Consider the following 16,555-nt stretch of genomic DNA (forward strand, 5'->3'; position numbering starts at 1 on the left):
AAGTTGAGCAATCAGGCTTCGGCTGAGGCAGACGCAACTTCGATCGCCCAATCCGACCTACGCTAAAGTAATGGCGTTGCACGAGAAGCCTTATGTCTCTACTGCAAAATGCTTGGATTGTGGCAATCGCCCTCAACTCGATTCTGCTGGCGATCGCGGTCATTGCTCCTAAAAAATTGCTGACGCCTGCCGGACTGATTCACGCTGGAATTTTGGGCGTGCTGCTGTGGGGAACGCTGGGCTGGTCGGGATACGTTGTGATGATGGTTTACTTTTTGGTCGGGTCGGGCGTGACGCGCATCGGCATGGCGGAAAAGGAAGCGGCGGGCATTGCCGAAAAGCGATCGGGCGCACGAGGGCCAGAAAACGTTTGGGGTTCGGCTTTGACTGGAACGATCTGCGCGATCGCCGCCTACCTCCTCACGCCAACGCAACCCCAACTCGTTCCTTTTCTGCTGCTGGGCTATGTGGCAAGCATCAGCACCAAGCTTTCGGACACTTGCGCCAGCGAAGTCGGCAAAGCCTACGGCAAACGAACATTTTTGATTACGACGCTGCAAGCGGTCGATCGCGGGACGGAAGGCGCAGTGAGTTTGGAGGGCACGATCGCAGGCATAGTCGGTTCCTTAGTGATTGCGATCGTCGGCTGGGCAGTCGGCCTAATCGACCTGACGGGAATTGCAATTTGTCTCGTTGCCGCTTTTGTCGCCACCAATCTTGAAAGCGTGATCGGCGCAACTTTACAAAATCAGTTCGACTGGTTAACGAATGAACTGGTGAACATCCTCAATACGCTGATTGGAGCGAGTGTCGCGATCGCGATCGCCCTGTTGTTTTACAGGCTGACATAGCGCCGCAGAAAAGTCTCAAGCGTTTCCAGCCGCATTTCATAAATTTGCTCTAGGCGCTGCACTTCAGCGGGCGTGATGTAGAACTCGTTGGCAAGCAGTGTGCGAAAGGTTCCCAAGCTGCGCTGCGCTTCTGGGTTGAGGAAGCCAACCAAGGTGCGGATGCCGTCGATCGCCACCAACGGCGCATTGATCACGATCGGTTCCGTGTTGAAAATGCGGCCAAAAATCTTGGGAATGTCGCGCCGCTGGAGAATTTCGGGACCACCGACCGCGATCGCTTGGTTTTTAGCTCCAGGGGCAGAAACCGACTTGACGGCAATCTCGGCAAGGTCGTCGGTGCTGACGATCGAAGTGCGCGTCTCGGCATCACCAACCAGCAGATAAATTCCTGTTTGCCGAAACCTTTCGGCCAGGGGAATTAGATTGGCTGCAAAGCCCGAAGGCCGCAAAATCGTATAGTTCAAACCGCTATTTTGCAGATAGATTTCAACGGCACGTTTGGCCTTGAAGACCGGAGCATCTTCATAGCCGCGATCGACGCCCAAGACCGAGATCAGCACAAAATGCTCAACGCCATTTGCTTTGGCAGCATCAATCAGGTCAATGTTGGCGCGATAGTCCAATTCTTGAGCACTGCCGCTGGCTTCGTTGGAACCGTGAGCGCTGATGATGTATTGCACACCCTGACAAGCTTTGGTGATGTCGCGCTCTTGCCGCAAATCGCCAATCAATATTTCGGCTCCTCGCTGCTCTAATTCTGAATAGCGAGACGACAACCGCACAAATGCCCGCACTGAAGCAGATTGCTCGCACAAAACGCGCACAATTCGTCGCCCCAAAGTTCCAGTTGCGCCTGTCACCAAAAACATTGTGTTTTACCTCTTGAGGTGTAGCCGATCGAGCTTCAACTGGCGATCGAGTCGATTTTTCAAACCTAAGTTGATCAAAATTCGCTGCTTGCAAACCAATCTTCAAATTAAAACATAAAGCTGATTCAAATAATTTAATCGATCGCTAGTGATCTCAGATCTACTGAAAGCAGTAGCAGTCAAGCTCTGTCCTGAGAGCGATTTGACTGACACACGCAATGCAGTAGGAATAGAGTTGCTAAACCTCAAGGGATTTCATCCTATGAAACTTCATTATTTTACTAAGCCGCTTTCAACGGTAGGACGCTGGATCGCAAACGCAATGCTTTGCTTGGCCGCGATCGTCCTCCTGTGGCAAGGCGCACTCCCCGCAATGGCCGCAGACAACCCGGTCGATGCAGCCAACGATAAATATCAGCAAGAAGCAGGTCGCTCTAAAGGCTTCATTGAAGATACCAAAGACTTCGTTCAGCAAGCTGCTAGAGACAATGCGGCCAAAGTCGATAACGCCACCGATGACGACAGCGCGATCGCTGGCAAAGCCAAGCGTGATGCGGCTCGCATCCAAAAGCGGGCAGAAGAAGATGCCGATCGCACTCAAAACGCAGTGGATAGCGCCAGAAATGCCGTTCAGCGCACGGTGGACAGCATCAAAGACGCTTTGGACTAGGTAATTGCCTGACAACAGGTTAGTTTAGTAAGCGCCAGATTGGATGTATTCCAGTCTGGCGCTTATTTTAAGCAGAGGTCGATCGCCTAACTGCGGCTTTCAGCAAAACAATTACAGCCTAAAGAAGCTTCTACGAATTTTTGGGGATTCGATGTCGCTCTGGAATACCGCGATCGCTGGTGTGGCTTTGCATCTTTTCCAGGTTGAGCTGAAACTGAATCGTGGCAATGCGCTTCTTTCCAGGCAGTTCTTGAGCAGAAATAACGTATCCTTCCTGCTGCAATTCATCGACCGTCCGCCAAAAAATCTGATTGTTTCGAGAAGAATTACTTCCCAATAGGTCAAGATTCTTGAACAGATATTGTTTTGAAATGTGCAGATATCCACCGTCCTGCATTGCATCCCACTTCATTCGACTTGCTAAATAAATTAGCAGTTTGGTTTTGTAGTCGCTCTTTGCATTGCTTCCCAGTTTCTGTGTGATGTCGATGCTGTTGGCAAATAAAACATAATCGCCTGTGCGTCCCGGCCCTTCAAAAAACTCCAGTGAAACTGTGTAAGCATCTGCAAGTTCATAGGTGTAATCTGCGGCTTTTGCCAGATCGAAATCGCGAGGAACGTTGTCAATTTCGTAGTCTTTAATTCGCAAAACGCTTTTGATCATCACTTTTGCACCGACACTGTTTCCCTTACGCAACGATTGAGCCAAAACAAGCTCGGTACGGTGCAAAGCAACTAGATCGCGATTAAGTTGCGATCGCAATTTCGATGCAAATCCTCCATCTTTCGTGCGCGTGTAGCCCAAACTTTCGAGCAGATCGTTCGATCGAAAAGAGACGATCGCCCCGTTTCCCTGCTGTGCAGCGAGTCGGTAGAGAAATAGAACGATCGACACCTGGCGCGGATTGAGAAACGTCAGCAAGGCCATGAAGAGACGCTGTATGCGTCGGTCTTGAATTTTCTCTAGTCCTTTGCTGACGCCTTGATCAGTGCAGGACTGGAAGTCAAGGTCAGCATATTGGCGCTTGAGTTCTTCCCATTCTTCGGCTGAGAGATTTTCCAGCGGAACGCGCCGCGTCACGGCTACCTCGCTGGGATTGCCCGGATCGGCCTCGACCCGCATTTCCAGATAGTAGCCGTCCTCGTCCGATCGCAAAATCGGCAGTTGGACATCCGGATTTTTTAGCGAGGCTCCGGCTCTGGGCAACACCATCAGGAGTTGGCCGTCAACGGGAAACGTCGGTTCTTCGTGGTTGCTCACAGGACAAAACTCTCGATCGAGCAGATGGGTAGGAGGAATTGTACCGCTAGATGCCCCAGATCGATCCGATCTAGCTGCGCTATCTATAGCGTCTTATTAAGCCTGTAATTTTCAAAACGCTATATCTGGAAGTCCTGACTATAACTCCCGCGTATGTTTTTGCCAAGATCGCCTGTAACTTTGGCGTCGGATTTGCCCTGTAACTCCCGCGTATGAACAGACGATCGCGCTGTAACTCCCGCGTATGCTTTTGGGCAGATTTTTCGATCGCTCGATCGTTCGCTAGTGATAGATCAGTCCTGTAACTCCCGCGTATGGTTTGCAGGTTTGGCTGTAACTCCCGCGTACAGATTTGTCCTGTAACTCCCGCGTATGGTCTAGCTATAACTCCGGCGGATCTGTCGATCGACCCCCATTGAACCTGCCAAACATTGGTGCTAACTTCTGTGCATCAAAGGTTCGGTTACAAGTTTCGGTTACGTCGATTACCGCTCAAATCAAACAGCCCAATAAAAAACCCCGCCGCCTCCCTACCACAGTCAGCGAAAGGGTTTGAGTCCATCACATTGCCCCAGCATCAGCCGGGGAACGGATTTTTATGCACAAAAAGTTTAGCATCGATCGCGGCGTTGCGTCGCCCAATTTCTGCTGTCGTCCGCACTTCTGCTTGGAGGCAAATCCATGATTTGTCTTCCATCTCCCCCCCTTCGCTTCGTCGAGGAATCTGACGAATTTCTTGCTTTATTTCCGCAACGTTTCGATTTTATTTACGCCGATCATTCGCAGCCTGACTGTAAACCCAACTGGCGAACTGAAAGCCGCTATCCGCTCAGCGATCGCCAGATTCAGCAGGGAAACTTGCTTTATGGTGTCCGCTTCGGCTCCACGACGCGCTACTGCCTGCTGGATATTGACATCGCCAGCCACTACCATCCGCGCCAAGACCCGTTTGCGATCGGACGAATTATGGCGGCACTAGAGCGAATTGGTTTGGTGAGTGCGATCGCCTGCACGTCTAGCTATAGCGGCGGCATTCACCTGTATTTACCGTTTGCAAACGAGCAGCGATCGTGGCAGGTGGCGATCGTGCTGTCGAGTCTGCTAGAAGCAGCGGGCTTCCGGCTCAGGGCTGGACAGCTTGAGGTTTTTCCCAATCGCCGTCCCTACACTACCGATAGCGTTCCACGCCTGTATCACGCGCATCGTTTACCGCTACAGGTCGGCTCCAATTTACTGAATTCGGATTTGCAGCCGATTTGGAGCGACCGCGCCAGCTTCGTTCGCCAGTGGCGATGTGCCGAACAGCGCAATGAAATTGATGTGTGCCTGTTCGATCAGCTGATGCAGAAAAACCGCCAGAAGCGCTATCGCGTTTCGCGGCGGGCAGAGCAGTTTTTGCAAGACCTCAACACCGAAATTGATCCGGGCTGGACAGATAGCGGACAAACGAATCATTTACTCGGCAGAATTGCCATGCGGAGCTATATTTTTAATCACGTTTTGTCAGGTGGTGAACCGCTGATCGGGCAAGCGCTGATCGATAACATTGTGGCGACGGCGCGATCGCTTCCCGGTTTCGCGCAGTGGTGTCAGCATCAGCATGAAATTGGCGATCGTGCCGCAGAGTGGGCAAGATGCATCGAAAACAGTCCGTACTACCACTACGGTTTGCCCAAGCAGCCGAAAGCGGAAGAGGCAGCAGACGGAATGGTTGTGCAGCCCAATCCTCGCGAAGTCAAGCGAGACACTTGGAACCGCAAGCAGTCTAAAGACGCTCAAGCTCGCATTCAAAATGCAATGACCGATTTGATTGCAAAGAACGCTCTGCCCAATGCAATTACTGCTCGCTTTCAAGCCTTAACGCAATACGGCATCAGCGGCAGTTCACTTTATCGCTATCGGCAGCTTTGGCATCCTGATCATCAGGAACAAGCCGCTCCATCAAGCCTTGTCGTTCTAAAATCTGGCGAATCCGCTGACTTGCCGACTCGAAATGTCAGCTAGAAAATTTATTGCAGCATGGTTCAAGAGCAGTTCAATTGCTTTGAACGTGGAGCAGTTCAACGAATGAAAACGCTGTTTTTGCCGTTTCATTGGAGATACGATCGCAACTATGCAGAAGCTTTTTAATGGGGGTCAGCCATGCAAAACACTTGTTGCTGTGGCTACTGACTGGCTTGCTGTTTATCGGCTTGAGTCTTCCACTAATTCTGAAGAAAGTGCCGCCCAATCGCTGGTATGGATTTCGAGTTGCCAAGACTTTTTCAAGCGAATTGATTTGGTATGCTGCAAATCGAGCCGCAGGCTATGGCCTGCTGGGAGTGGGCGTTGCGATCGCCCTAACTGCTGCTGCCACAAACCAGCTTACGCATTCAGCCGAAGCAGCGAATGCAATTAACCTGACGGTTTTTGGTGTTGCTTTGACGATCGCGGTCATCCACAGCTTCTCGACGCTCAAGCGGCTCTAGAAAGATTGAATGCGCTAGCTTGCCATCGTGCGCGGCACGCCTTCGAGTGCTTCTTCCTCAGTGTCAAAGATTTCAAAGACGGAATCCATCATCGTCACTTCAAATACCAAGCGCGATTCTGGATGAATATTGCAGATGCGAAAGCTGCCTTTTACCTTATCTGCATCTCGCATTCCAGCCACCAGCGAAGTCAAGCCAGAGCTATCGATGAACGGCACTTCCTTTAGGTTGACGATGATGTGGGGGCTAACCTTGGAAATGCACTCTTGCAGCTTCAGCCGAAACTGCCATGCGGTTGTAATGTCCAGCCGTCCGGTCGGGGTTAAAACGATGACCGTTTTGCCGTCTGGGGTGAGATGTGTCGTTTGCTCCATGATGGTTGGTTCCCTGTGGGGGTTACAAAATTCTGAAAGCACCCAGCTAGACGATGAAACCTTGAAACTTTTTGTACCTACCGATCGCCATTTTGTCACATCCATCTTTGATGTGCCACTCTTCAGGACGAATGCCATACCACGATCGCTTACGGACGATCGGTTTGAGGTTGAAAAAACAGCGACGGTGCAGCTACACCATCGCTGTCAACATTCAATATGCCCAGCTTTTCACAAGAGCTAACGCCGATCGACTGGATCTAAGCCGTCCAGTTTGCCCAATCTTGGGGCTTCAAGAAAGTGGTGTAGAGTTCAGCTTCGGGAGAGCCGGGTTCCGGTTCAAAGCTGTATTCCCAGCGCACCAAAGGTGGCAGCGACATCAAAATGGATTCTGTCCGTCCATTGGTTTGCAGTCCGAAAATCGTGCCGCGATCGTACACCAGATTAAATTCCACATAGCGACCGCGCCGATAAAGCTGAAAGTCGCGCTGGCGATCGCCATATTCCATGTCGCCACGCCGCTCTACGATCGGCACGTAGGCGGGCAAAAACGAATTGCCGCAGTCTTGCACGAATGCAAACAAGTCTTCCCAGGAACGCGCCCCAACATCGCCGACGCGATCGCTGTACTGCTGTGCTTCGCCGTTCACATTGGAGCCGTGATAAAGCTGGCCGCGACCATCTTGATAGTCGAAGAAAATGCCGCCGACCCCGCGTGTTTCTTGACGATGCTTGAGATGGAAATACTCATCGCACCAGCGTTTGAAGGCCGGATAGTATTCGCGGTGATGGCGATCGCAAGCTTGCTGAATGGTGCGGTGGAAGTGACAGGCATCTTCGGCAAACGGATAATAAGGTGTCAGGTCAATGCCGCCACCAAACCACCAGACAGGTCCTGCTTCAAAGTAGCGATAGTTGAGGTGAACGGTGGGAACGTAAGGATTGCGCGGATGCAGCACCATCGAGGTTCCGGTTGCGTACCAAGGGTGGCCCGCCGCTTCGGGACGCTGCACCAGAATGGACGGCGGAAGATCTTTGCCCATCACTTCCGAGAAGTTGACGCCGCCCTGCTCAAAAACGCGACCGGATTTCATCACGCGCGATCGCCCACCGCCGCCTTCTTCACGCACCCAGCTATCTTCTTGAAACTTCGCTTCGCCGTCGAGGAGTTCAAGCCGCTGGCAAATTTGGTCTTGTAAAGTTTTGAGAAAACTGCTCACCCGCTGGCGCGAATCTTCGGGCGGAACAGCCGAGAAAGTAAGGGTAGGAGTCGAAGATTGGGTCATGGAATCGGTGAAAACTGCGAACTGAGCTTGCGGCCACGCATCGCCACAGTTATTACTACTACTGTGTTTCCGGCAGCGGTATGACGATCGCTTTACAAAAATTGAACTGCGCGAGTGCGAGTTATTAACTTTTTGATCTTACCGAAACAGAACGCCAAGGCGATCGCTGCTATGCCAAAAGATGGATGGGCGATCGTTCAAACTCAGAACTATGCTGGATCTTGCCTTGAGCACGCTGCTGACAATTTGGCTGCGGCAGAGCGATCCCAAACGGATTAGCTTCGCTGTCCGCGATTTTGTGGCTCGATCGACTTCGACTACAATAGGGGGTCTAGCCGCCTTAAAGTCGTTGCTGTCATAGCCAAGCGGTGGTGGGCGGGTGCGATCGCTTCTTGGTGGGAGGGGCTAATGCAAAACGGTTGGTCTCGGTTCATTCAATCGTATTTCAGCGGATTTCGCCCGCTTGCAATCACTTATCAGGTGTTAAGTTCTGCTTCGGTAGATGAACTGTGGCGAACAGTAGTAAATTTGGCCGACGTTTCCTGGCATCCGCTGCTCGCTCGCACCAATGCCCCAAACGGTCTGCTGCCCAAACCTGGATTGATTTATCGCGCTGTAACGCGCCTGATTCCAATTCCGATTCAGATTTTTGTCGAGAATGTTTCGCCTCACGAACTGCTCAGCATTCGTCTGTTTGCGCTTCCGGGCGTTGAAGAGCGCGTCACGTATCGCGTTGAGTCAACCTTGTGCGGCACGAGAGTTTCCTATTCAGTGACGCTGCGCGGCTGGCTGTCGCCCTTGGTCTGGTCAGTTATTCGCCCGTTTGCTGAGCGAGTTGCCAGCGAACTAGCTCATGCTGCCGAACAAGCGCATCAGAAAAGCGATCGCCCCTCGCAAATGCGCGACCTGCTTGGAGCCGTGCTGCTCGTATTTCTGATGTCGCGATCGACGACCTGCTAATCCAATTGCAACGATTGAAAATCTACACGACTGACTTGGCGAGTCGCGATCGAGCGGAGCGGTAAGATCAAACTAGATGCAGATGCGCTCTCCTAGACTGAAGCTGGACTGAATAAACATGATCTCAAAAACGCTTGATGCTGCCGCAGTGCTTGAGGTGCTGCGTCCTGTCGAAGATCCCGAACTCCGGCGGAGCTTGGTAGAACTGAATATGATTCGCAACGTGGCGATCGCAAACGGAAACGTGCGCTTCACGCTGGTTTTGACTACGCCCGCTTGCCCGCTGCGTCAGTTCATCGTTGAGGAGTGCGAACGCGCTGTCAAAACGCTGCCCGGAGTCGAAACAGTGACGGTAGACGTGACGGCAGAAACCCCGCAGCAAAAAGGCTTGCCCGATCGTACCGGAATTGCAGGCGTCAAGAATATTCTGGCAATTTCGAGCGGTAAGGGGGGTGTCGGAAAGAGTACGATCGCCGTCAACACCGCTGTCGCCCTCGCCCAAGCAGGCGCAAAAGTCGGCCTGCTCGACGCGGATATTTACGGTCCCAACACGCCGACGATGCTGGGATTGAGCAACGCACCCGTCATGGTGCAAAATACGCCGCAAGGTGAACTGCTCGAACCCGCCTTCAACTACGGCGTCAAGCTGGTTTCGATGGGCTTTTTGATCAATCCCGATCAGCCTGTTTCGTGGCGAGGTCCGATGCTCGACGCTCGTATCCGCCAGTTTCTCTACAAGGTGATGTGGGGCGAACTGGATTATCTCTTGGTCGATATGCCGCCCGGAACCGGAGATGCTCAGCTTACCCTCATCCAAGCCGTACCGCTGGCGGGTGCAGTAATTGTGACCACACCGCAAACCGTCGCCTTGCAAGATGCCCGTCGCGGCCTGCGGATGTTCCAAAATATGCATGTTCCGGTCTTGGGCATTGTTGAAAACATGAGCTACTTTGTGCCGCCGGACATGCCCGATCGCCAGTACGACATTTTTGGCTCTGGTGGTGGCGAACGCACTTCCAAGGAACTCGGTTTGCCGCTGCTGGGTCGTGTCCCGATCGAAATGGCATTGCGCGAAGGCGGCGACGCTGGAATTCCCGTTCTTCTCGATCAGCCCGATTCGGCTTCGGCCAAAGCCCTGACCGCAGTTGCTCAACAGATCGCCGCTCGTGTCTCGGTCTCCGCACTCATCTAAGGCGGCTCGCGCTGACTGTCAACATTCCAAACGGATGCAGCTTCGCGATACCGTACCGGAGGCGCTACGCGATCGCCGTAAATCCAGTTAGGATGAAAAACGATTTACTTCAACACTGGACTTCATGCTGAACAAGTCGCTCGTTCGCTTCAACTGGAAGTCACTATTTGCACCCTGGCAAGAGATCGACCCCTGGCTGTTTTTGCTGCCCGTTTTGCTCACCGTCATGGGCAGCGTGGCAATTCGCAGCACACAGCTACATGGTGGCCTGGTCGATTACTGGTGGCAGCATTTGACAATGGGCGCGATCGGGCTGGTGATTGCAATCGCTTTGTCGCGCTGGCGCTATGAATTGCTGATTCAGTGGCGCTGGCTTGTGTATGCAATCACGAATATTTCGCTGCTGGTTGTGATCTTCTTGGGGACGAGCGCAAACGGAGCGCAAAGCTGGCTGACGATCGGCGGCTTCAACGTGCAGCCTTCGGAATTTGCCAAAGTCGGATTAATTGTGACGCTGGCAAGCATTTTGCAAGAGCGGACGGCTTCTACCCTGCTCGATCTGCTCAGAACCTTGGCGATCGCTGCTGTTCCCTGGGCACTCGTATTTCTACAGCCAGACTTGGGCACGTCGCTGGTTTTTGGCGCGATCGTTTTGGGAATGCTTTATTGGGCGAATGCAAATCCGGGCTGGCTGCTGCTGCTGATTTCGCCATTGGTTTCTGCGATCGTGTTTAACGTTTACCTGCCTGCCTGGTTCGCCTGGGTTGCGCTGATGATTTTTATCGGCTGGCGATCGCTGCCCTGGCCGATCTACGGAGCGCTTGGGGCAGCCGTTGTCAACTTGGTGTCAGGCAAGCTCGGTCAAATCGCTTGGGGATTTCTCAAGGACTATCAAAAAGACCGCCTGCTGCTGTTTTTGAATCCGGATAAAGACCCGCTGGGCGGCGGCTATCACCTGATTCAGTCGCGGATTGCGATCGGGGCGGGTGGCTTGTGGGGACGCGGCATCAACAACGGCACGCAAACGCAACTCAGCTTCATTCCCGAACAGCACACCGACTTTATCTTTTCTGCGATCGGCGAAGAACTCGGCTTTGTCGGAACATTTGCCGTCTTGATTGCGTTTTGGCTGATCTGTTTGCGGCTGGTGATTATTGCTCAGAATGCGAAAGATAATTTTGGTTCGCTGCTGGCGATCGGCGTGTTGACAATGATTGTGTTTCAAGTTCTGGTCAACATTGGCATGACGATCGGCCTTGCTCCGATTACCGGAATTCCGCTGCCCTGGCTGAGCTATGGGCGATCGGCTCTCTTGACTAATTTCGTGGCGATCGGGCTGGTTGAATCGGTCTACAACTATCGTCAACGCCTGAAATTCTAATCGCTCTCCGCTTGGGAATGCTCTAAGCTAAAAAACAAACTCTAACCGTAAAATCACCATGATTCTTCCCGGTGCTGCCGTTCGTGTGACGGACGTAAACGATACTTATTACGCTTTTCAAGGATTGGTGCAGCGCATCAGCGATGGCAAAGCAGCCGTTTTGTTTGAAGGCGGCAACTGGGATAAGCTCGTCACCTTCCGCCTGTCACAAATTGAAGCGGTGGATGCCACAGCGGGTCGCACCAAAAAGTAGGACGATCGAGCGGCTTTGACGAATTCTGTTCCACGCTCTCGATCGCCCTTCCTCAACTGACAGAGGGCGGATAGATCTTGGCGTCAGGTACGGTAATCTGGCTAAAATCTGCCCTTTGTGCGCTTCTGTTGTCGGAAAGAAGGCGATAAAGTAGAAGAGTGATTTCAGATTGTAACGTTTATTAACAAGTGCGATCGCGATCACGTCCTTTGATCAGCATCTGCTGATTTCATAAAGAGGCATACGCCATGCACAAAACCTTTCTACAAAAAATTAAACCGCTGCTGAAGCCACTGCTGGCCGTGACGCTGGCGATCGTGCTGGTCTTTGGTCATGCCGATGGCGCACTAGCAGCCCGCAGCGGCGGTCGCATCGGAGGCGGCAGCTTCCGCGCTCCGACGCGCACTTACTCTCCGCCTTCGCGCACCTACGCGCCTCCAGGTGGCGGCTATGGCTACTATCCCAGCTACGGCTATCCGGGTGGTGGGTTTGGCTTCCCGTTCATCTTCCCGTTTGTTGGAATTGGTGGCTTTGGTAGCCTGTTTACGATCTTGATCTTCTTGTCGATCGCCAGCTTCCTGTTTCGCAGCTTCCGCAATGCCGTGAGCAATGACGGAATCGACGGCAGCGGCTACGATTCGCCTGCTGTTTCCGTTGCCAAGGTGCAGGTTGGTTTGCTGTCTGAGGCGCGATCGCTCCAGACAGATCTCGATCGCATCGCGCAAACGGCTGACACCAGCACCTCTGCGGGTCTGACCCAAGTGCTGCAAGAAACGACGCTTGCCCTGCTGCGTCATCCCGAATACTGGGTCTATGCCGGAGGCGAAACGCAGCAAGCTCGTCTGGAAGCCGCTGAACTTCAATTCAATCGTCTTGCGCTTGCCGAACGCAGCAAATTTGCGGAAGAAACCGTGACGAACTACAACAATCAGCTACGCGGAACTTCCCCTGCTGGAACGCTGCCCGCAGCGGGCGGTGCGCTGGCGCAAACTTCTGATTCGCCGGGTGAGTTCATTGTTGTGACTCTGCTGGTTGCTGCCCAAGGCAAACTTCAGCTTCCTGCCATCAACGGTGCTGATGATGCCCGTCGCGCTTTGAGCCAGCTAGGTGCAGTCTCCAGCGATAAGCTGATGGCCGTTGAAGTCTTATGGACGCCGCAGGCCCAAGGCGACACGCTTTCCTCGGATGATTTGCTGACGAACTACACAGATTTGCGTCGCATCTAATCTTGGGATATTCCATCATTTCTTGAAGGGGTTCTACAGCCGTAGCGCCCCTTTTTTGTTTGAGTGCCGCTGCTAAAACTGTCGTCAAGCCGTAGCCTTGCTGTCACACCAGTGACAAATTCGATCGATAGATTAATGAATATCAACCTTGCAAATGCTTGCTTCACGACTTCTCTTCGATCGCCACTGCAATGACTTCATATTCTTCCCCCAACCGTTCTGCTCAGTTTCTCTCACTTGTCCTGCTGGGTGCAGGCTTGGCAACAGGCGGCTCTTATCTCGCTTGGAATCCGAATTCACCGCTTCATTCGTCCTCAACTGCGGCGATCGCTCAAGTGCCGCCTGCGATCGTGCCTCAAGCCGATCCTAATTTTGTGACGAACGTGGTCGATCGAGTTGGACCTGCGGTTGTCCGCATCAACGCGACGCGCACCGTTCAGACGGAAGTGCCAGACGTTCTTCGAGATCCGCGTTTGCGCCGCTACTTTGGCAACCAGATTCCCAACCTGCCTTCAGAACGAGTCCAGCGCGGCGTGGGTTCTGGCTTCATCGTTTCCGGTGATGGACGCATCATCACCAATGCTCACGTTGTGGACGGTTCAGACACGGTTCGCGTCACGCTCAAAGACGGACGCAGCTTCGAAGGCCAAGTTGTGGGTGCCGACCCGGTGACAGATGTCGCAGTGGTCAAAATCGACGCAAACGATTTGCCCACTGTGCAGATGAGCAATTCTGATCAGGTGCGTCCGGGTGAATGGGCGATCGCGATCGGCAATCCGCTCGGCCTTGACAACACCGTAACAGCCGGAATTGTCAGCGCCACAGGGCGATCGAGCGGTCAGGTCGGTGTGCCCGATCGCCGCGTCGCCTTCATCCAAACCGACGCTGCGATCAATCCGGGTAACTCTGGTGGCCCCTTGCTGAACCAGCGTGGACAAGTGATCGGCATGAACACGGCCATTCGTGCGGATGCTCAGGGAATTGGCTTCGCGATTCCGACGAATACGATCGAGCGCATCGCCCAGCAGCTTGAAACTACTGGCAAAGCTCAACATCCCTACCTCGGCGTGGAAATGGTGACGCTTTCGCCCGAAGTGAAGGAGGAGATTAACAGCGATTCCAGCAGCGACTTGAACGTGACTGAAGATCAAGGTGTGCTGATTGCTCGCGTTGTGCCAAACTCACCCGCCGCCCAAGCAGGACTGCAAGCAGGAGATGTAATTCGGCAGGTGAACGGCGAGGCGATCGCTCGATCGGAAGATGTTCAGCGCATCGTCGAAAACAGTCAAGTCGGTGGCAATGTGCAAATTGCGATTCGGCGCAACGGCCAAGACCAATCGATCGATGTGCGTCCGGGCGCTTATCCTGCCCCGACCGAGTAACCAGATTTGACCGCACACACCACGAAGAGAGACTAGCGGGACAGATTATTCTGTCCCGTTTTTTTCTATGCTGGTCATGTCCTTTCGGCTCGATCGATGAAGCGTCGCCACGTCCTTTTGCTTGCCGCCGCCAGCTTGTCCGCCTGCATCCGCGACAGCAGCGACTCGATCGCCCAAGTTGCGCCCAGTCCCGCGATCGCGCCTGACACGATGCGGATTGCGGTGATTAGCGATCTCAACAGCCAGTACGGTTCGACCGACTATGAACCGGAAGTCGATCGCGCCATTTCCTTAATTACCCAGTGGCGACCAAACCTCGTTTTGTGCGGCGGCGACATGGTGGCCGGACAGAAAACTAGCCTCACCACCGCTGAAATTCGCGCCATGTGGGAAAGCTTCGATCGCCACGTCGCCAATCCACTCCGACAAGCCGGATTGCCGTTCGGTTTCACTTTAGGAAATCACGACGCTTCCAGCGCGATCGCCAATGGCCGCTACACCTTCGAGCGCGATCGCACTGAGGCGAGAAACTACTGGAACGCTCACGATCCCGGCTTGCGGTTTGTCGATCGCGCCAGCTTTCCTTTCTACTACACCTTTGAGCAGAACGGCATTTTCTTTCTAGTCTGGGATGCGTCTTCTGCCCAAATTCCGCCAGAGCAATTAGCCTGGGTCGATCGCAGCCTTGCTTCGCCTGCCGCCCAAGCCGCCAAGCTGCGAATTGCGATCGGACATTTGCCGCTGTATGCGGTTGCCGTTGGGCGCGATGCCCCCGGAGAATTTTTGAATTCGGCAGAAAGCTTGCGATCGCTGCTCGAACGTCACAACGTCCACACCTACATCAGCGGCCACAATCACGCTTACTATCCGGGTCACGTGGGCAGGCTGGAACTGCTCTACTGTGGCTTACTTGGCAGCGGTGCAAGAGCTTTGCTGAACGGCAATTTGCCGCCGCGCAAAACGCTAACAACGATCGATGTCAGGCTGGAAACGGCAGAAACAATCTACACGACGATCGATCCGCTCACGCAAGAAACGATCGACCAGCGCACATTGCCGCGCCTGATTCGCTCGTCAACCGGAGTGGTGCTAAGACGCGACATCAGGCCAGAGGATTTGACGGCGGCAGAGCGATCGCTGTGAAAGCAAATCGCCCTGCAAACTTGAGAGCCGTGACTTAGCGCGGGTAGTTGTGAGCGGGTGCAGCCGCAAACCGCATCGACTCGACCAAACTCCGCACAACAGCCACCATCGCCACTTCGCTGTTTAACTGATTGACCGCAGAACCCACGCCGATGCCCGACGCACCTGCGGCGATCGCCAGAGGAGCCGTCACGTTCGACAAGCCGGAGGCGCACAAAACCGGAACGCTGACGGCTCTAGAAATTTCGTAGGCAGCGGCTAATGTCGGTGCGGCTTTTTCGATCAGGCCAAGCGTTCCGGCGTGGGCGGGCGCACTGCTGGTTCCGCCTTCGGTTTGAATCAGGTCGGCTCCAGCTTTAACAAGCTGTTCTGCGAGTTGAACTTGGCGATCGAGCGTCAAAATGTGCGGTACGGTGACGGACAGCATGACGTTGGGCAGGAGCGATCGCGTTTCTTGCGTCAGCGCCAAAACTTCTTCGGCTTCAAATCTGCGCCCTTGTGCGTAGAAGGCATCGAAGTTACCGATTTCGATTAGGTCGGCTCCCACTGCAACAGCAGCGACAAACTGAGCTGGCTCAACCGCAGACACGCAGATTGGCAAATCGGTCAGCGACTTGGCAAGCTTGACCAGTTCAGGATCGGCGGCGATATCGACAAACGTAGCTCCGCCTTGGTCGGCAGCGCGAACAACGGCAGCGACGCGATCGGAATCGAAATTCGTCAAGCCGCTGATGATTTTGAGGGCGGTTTTTTCAGCCAGCGCGGTTTGGAGGGAGTGTAGGGTCATGGGTGTTGTGCCAAATTGCCAGCATTCATTCTACCAACCTGGGCACTTTCGGTTTTGGAATCGACAGCCCTGATTTGAAACCCGTATGTGACAATAGAGCCATTGCAAATCTGTCGCTTCAGCGAGAAGCGCTGCCCGCTCAAAGGTAGTGTTTTCAAAAACGGGTACTTTCGATACAAATTTCATCCGCAGATTTGCCACAAGATAGATAGTTCACCACCTGCCAATGCCGACTTCTCAACGCCCAATTCCCAATGAAATTTTGCTCAGTCTTGCAACTGCACCGCTGCTAATCGGTTTGCTGGCGGGCAAAACGATCGCCAATCTCGTCAAATCCGCCAGCGAAGCAAGTGAAGAAATTTTGCGGGGCGATCGCCTGCCGTTTCTCGATTCCTCCACTGATTTCGATCGCTCTTGATTTGCCGCTCCGTGCCATCTTCTGATTTGCTCAA

17 protein-coding genes are annotated in these 16,555 nt (G+C 53.5%); 12 read left to right on the top strand and 5 right to left on the bottom strand.

The window, feature by feature from the left end; translation table 11 throughout:
• The first annotated feature begins 92 nt into the window (after positions 1 to 92).
• Positions 93 to 851 (top strand): TIGR00297 family protein, encoded by a 759-nt coding sequence (locus H6F67_RS23625; RefSeq protein WP_190769094.1) that lies wholly within the window; start codon positions 93 to 95, stop codon positions 849 to 851.
• Here H6F67_RS23625 and H6F67_RS23630 read toward each other — a convergent pair.
• Positions 836 to 1,720, bottom strand: a complete 885-nt coding sequence (locus H6F67_RS23630) for an SDR family oxidoreductase (protein WP_190769095.1) — start codon at positions 1,718 to 1,720, stop codon at positions 836 to 838. The genes H6F67_RS23625 and H6F67_RS23630 overlap by 16 nt on opposite strands.
• Positions 1,721 to 1,982: 262 nt before the next feature.
• Between H6F67_RS23630 and H6F67_RS23635 the strand changes: the two genes are divergently transcribed.
• Positions 1,983 to 2,390, top strand: coding sequence for a hypothetical protein (locus H6F67_RS23635; RefSeq protein ID WP_190769096.1), 408 nt, complete (start codon positions 1,983 to 1,985; stop codon positions 2,388 to 2,390).
• A gap of 130 nt (positions 2,391 to 2,520) precedes the next feature.
• On the opposite strand, the gene H6F67_RS23640 is transcribed toward H6F67_RS23635, so the two are convergent.
• The gene (locus H6F67_RS23640; protein ID WP_313926942.1) at positions 2,521 to 3,651 is read right to left on the bottom strand and encodes a hypothetical protein; all 1,131 of its coding nucleotides are present in this window, start codon (positions 3,649 to 3,651) and stop codon (positions 2,521 to 2,523) included.
• A gap of 681 nt (positions 3,652 to 4,332) precedes the next feature.
• Here H6F67_RS23640 and H6F67_RS23645 point away from each other — a divergent pair.
• Complete coding sequence (locus H6F67_RS23645; RefSeq protein ID WP_190769097.1) at positions 4,333 to 5,655, top strand: hypothetical protein; 1,323 nt, start codon at positions 4,333 to 4,335, stop codon at positions 5,653 to 5,655.
• Between the two features lie 149 nt (positions 5,656 to 5,804).
• A complete protein-coding gene (locus tag H6F67_RS23650; RefSeq protein ID WP_190769098.1) occupies positions 5,805 to 6,119 on the top strand; it encodes an SdpI family protein in 315 nt (104 codons plus the stop codon).
• 14 nt (positions 6,120 to 6,133) lie between these two features.
• On the opposite strand, the gene H6F67_RS23655 is transcribed toward H6F67_RS23650, so the two are convergent.
• Both H6F67_RS23655 and hemF read right to left on the bottom strand, forming a co-directional pair.
• Positions 6,134 to 6,493 (bottom strand): STAS domain-containing protein, encoded by a 360-nt coding sequence (locus tag H6F67_RS23655; RefSeq protein ID WP_190769099.1) that lies wholly within the window; start codon positions 6,491 to 6,493, stop codon positions 6,134 to 6,136.
• A 260-nt stretch (positions 6,494 to 6,753) separates the two neighbouring features.
• Complete coding sequence (gene hemF, locus H6F67_RS23660; RefSeq protein WP_190769100.1) at positions 6,754 to 7,779, bottom strand: oxygen-dependent coproporphyrinogen oxidase; 1,026 nt, start codon at positions 7,777 to 7,779, stop codon at positions 6,754 to 6,756.
• A 408-nt stretch (positions 7,780 to 8,187) separates the two neighbouring features.
• On the opposite strand from hemF, the gene H6F67_RS23665 reads away from it, so the two are divergent.
• The 7 genes from H6F67_RS23665 to H6F67_RS23695 all read left to right on the top strand — a co-directional run bounded on the left by H6F67_RS23665 (position 8,188) and on the right by H6F67_RS23695 (position 15,316).
• Positions 8,188 to 8,739, top strand: coding sequence for an SRPBCC family protein (locus tag H6F67_RS23665; protein ID WP_242020763.1), 552 nt, complete (start codon positions 8,188 to 8,190; stop codon positions 8,737 to 8,739).
• A gap of 118 nt (positions 8,740 to 8,857) precedes the next feature.
• The gene (locus tag H6F67_RS23670) at positions 8,858 to 9,931 is read left to right on the top strand and encodes an Mrp/NBP35 family ATP-binding protein (RefSeq protein ID WP_199304596.1); all 1,074 of its coding nucleotides are present in this window, start codon (positions 8,858 to 8,860) and stop codon (positions 9,929 to 9,931) included.
• 124 nt (positions 9,932 to 10,055) lie between these two features.
• Positions 10,056 to 11,312, top strand: a complete 1,257-nt coding sequence (gene rodA / locus H6F67_RS23675) for a rod shape-determining protein RodA (RefSeq protein WP_190769101.1) — start codon at positions 10,056 to 10,058, stop codon at positions 11,310 to 11,312.
• Between the two features lie 58 nt (positions 11,313 to 11,370).
• Positions 11,371 to 11,565: an NAD(P)H dehydrogenase subunit NdhS gene (locus tag H6F67_RS23680; RefSeq protein WP_190769102.1), complete on the top strand. Its 195-nt coding sequence runs from the start codon at positions 11,371 to 11,373 to the stop codon at positions 11,563 to 11,565.
• Between the two features lie 248 nt (positions 11,566 to 11,813).
• Positions 11,814 to 12,791: a DUF1517 domain-containing protein gene (locus tag H6F67_RS23685; RefSeq protein WP_190769103.1), complete on the top strand. Its 978-nt coding sequence runs from the start codon at positions 11,814 to 11,816 to the stop codon at positions 12,789 to 12,791.
• A gap of 191 nt (positions 12,792 to 12,982) precedes the next feature.
• Positions 12,983 to 14,173 carry an HhoA/HhoB/HtrA family serine endopeptidase gene (locus H6F67_RS23690; protein ID WP_190769104.1) on the top strand — a complete coding sequence of 397 codons (1,191 nt, stop codon included), beginning with the start codon at positions 12,983 to 12,985 and terminating at the stop codon, positions 14,171 to 14,173.
• A 96-nt stretch (positions 14,174 to 14,269) separates the two neighbouring features.
• Positions 14,270 to 15,316 carry a metallophosphoesterase gene (locus tag H6F67_RS23695; RefSeq protein WP_190769105.1) on the top strand — a complete coding sequence of 349 codons (1,047 nt, stop codon included), beginning with the start codon at positions 14,270 to 14,272 and terminating at the stop codon, positions 15,314 to 15,316.
• Positions 15,317 to 15,350: 34 nt separating this feature from the next.
• On the opposite strand, the gene H6F67_RS23700 is transcribed toward H6F67_RS23695, so the two are convergent.
• Entirely contained in the window at positions 15,351 to 16,103 is a 753-nt protein-coding gene (locus tag H6F67_RS23700) for a DUF561 domain-containing protein (RefSeq protein ID WP_190769106.1), read from the bottom strand.
• A 226-nt stretch (positions 16,104 to 16,329) separates the two neighbouring features.
• Here H6F67_RS23700 and H6F67_RS23705 point away from each other — a divergent pair, with 226 nt between their 5' ends.
• The gene (locus tag H6F67_RS23705) at positions 16,330 to 16,521 is read left to right on the top strand and encodes a hypothetical protein (RefSeq protein WP_190769107.1); all 192 of its coding nucleotides are present in this window, start codon (positions 16,330 to 16,332) and stop codon (positions 16,519 to 16,521) included.
• Positions 16,522 to 16,555: the final 34 nt, after the last annotated feature.

Origin of the sequence: Microcoleus sp. FACHB-1515 (genome assembly GCF_014696105.1) — a bacterium.
GTDB lineage: Bacteria > Cyanobacteriota > Cyanobacteriia > Elainellales > Elainellaceae > JAAUTJ01.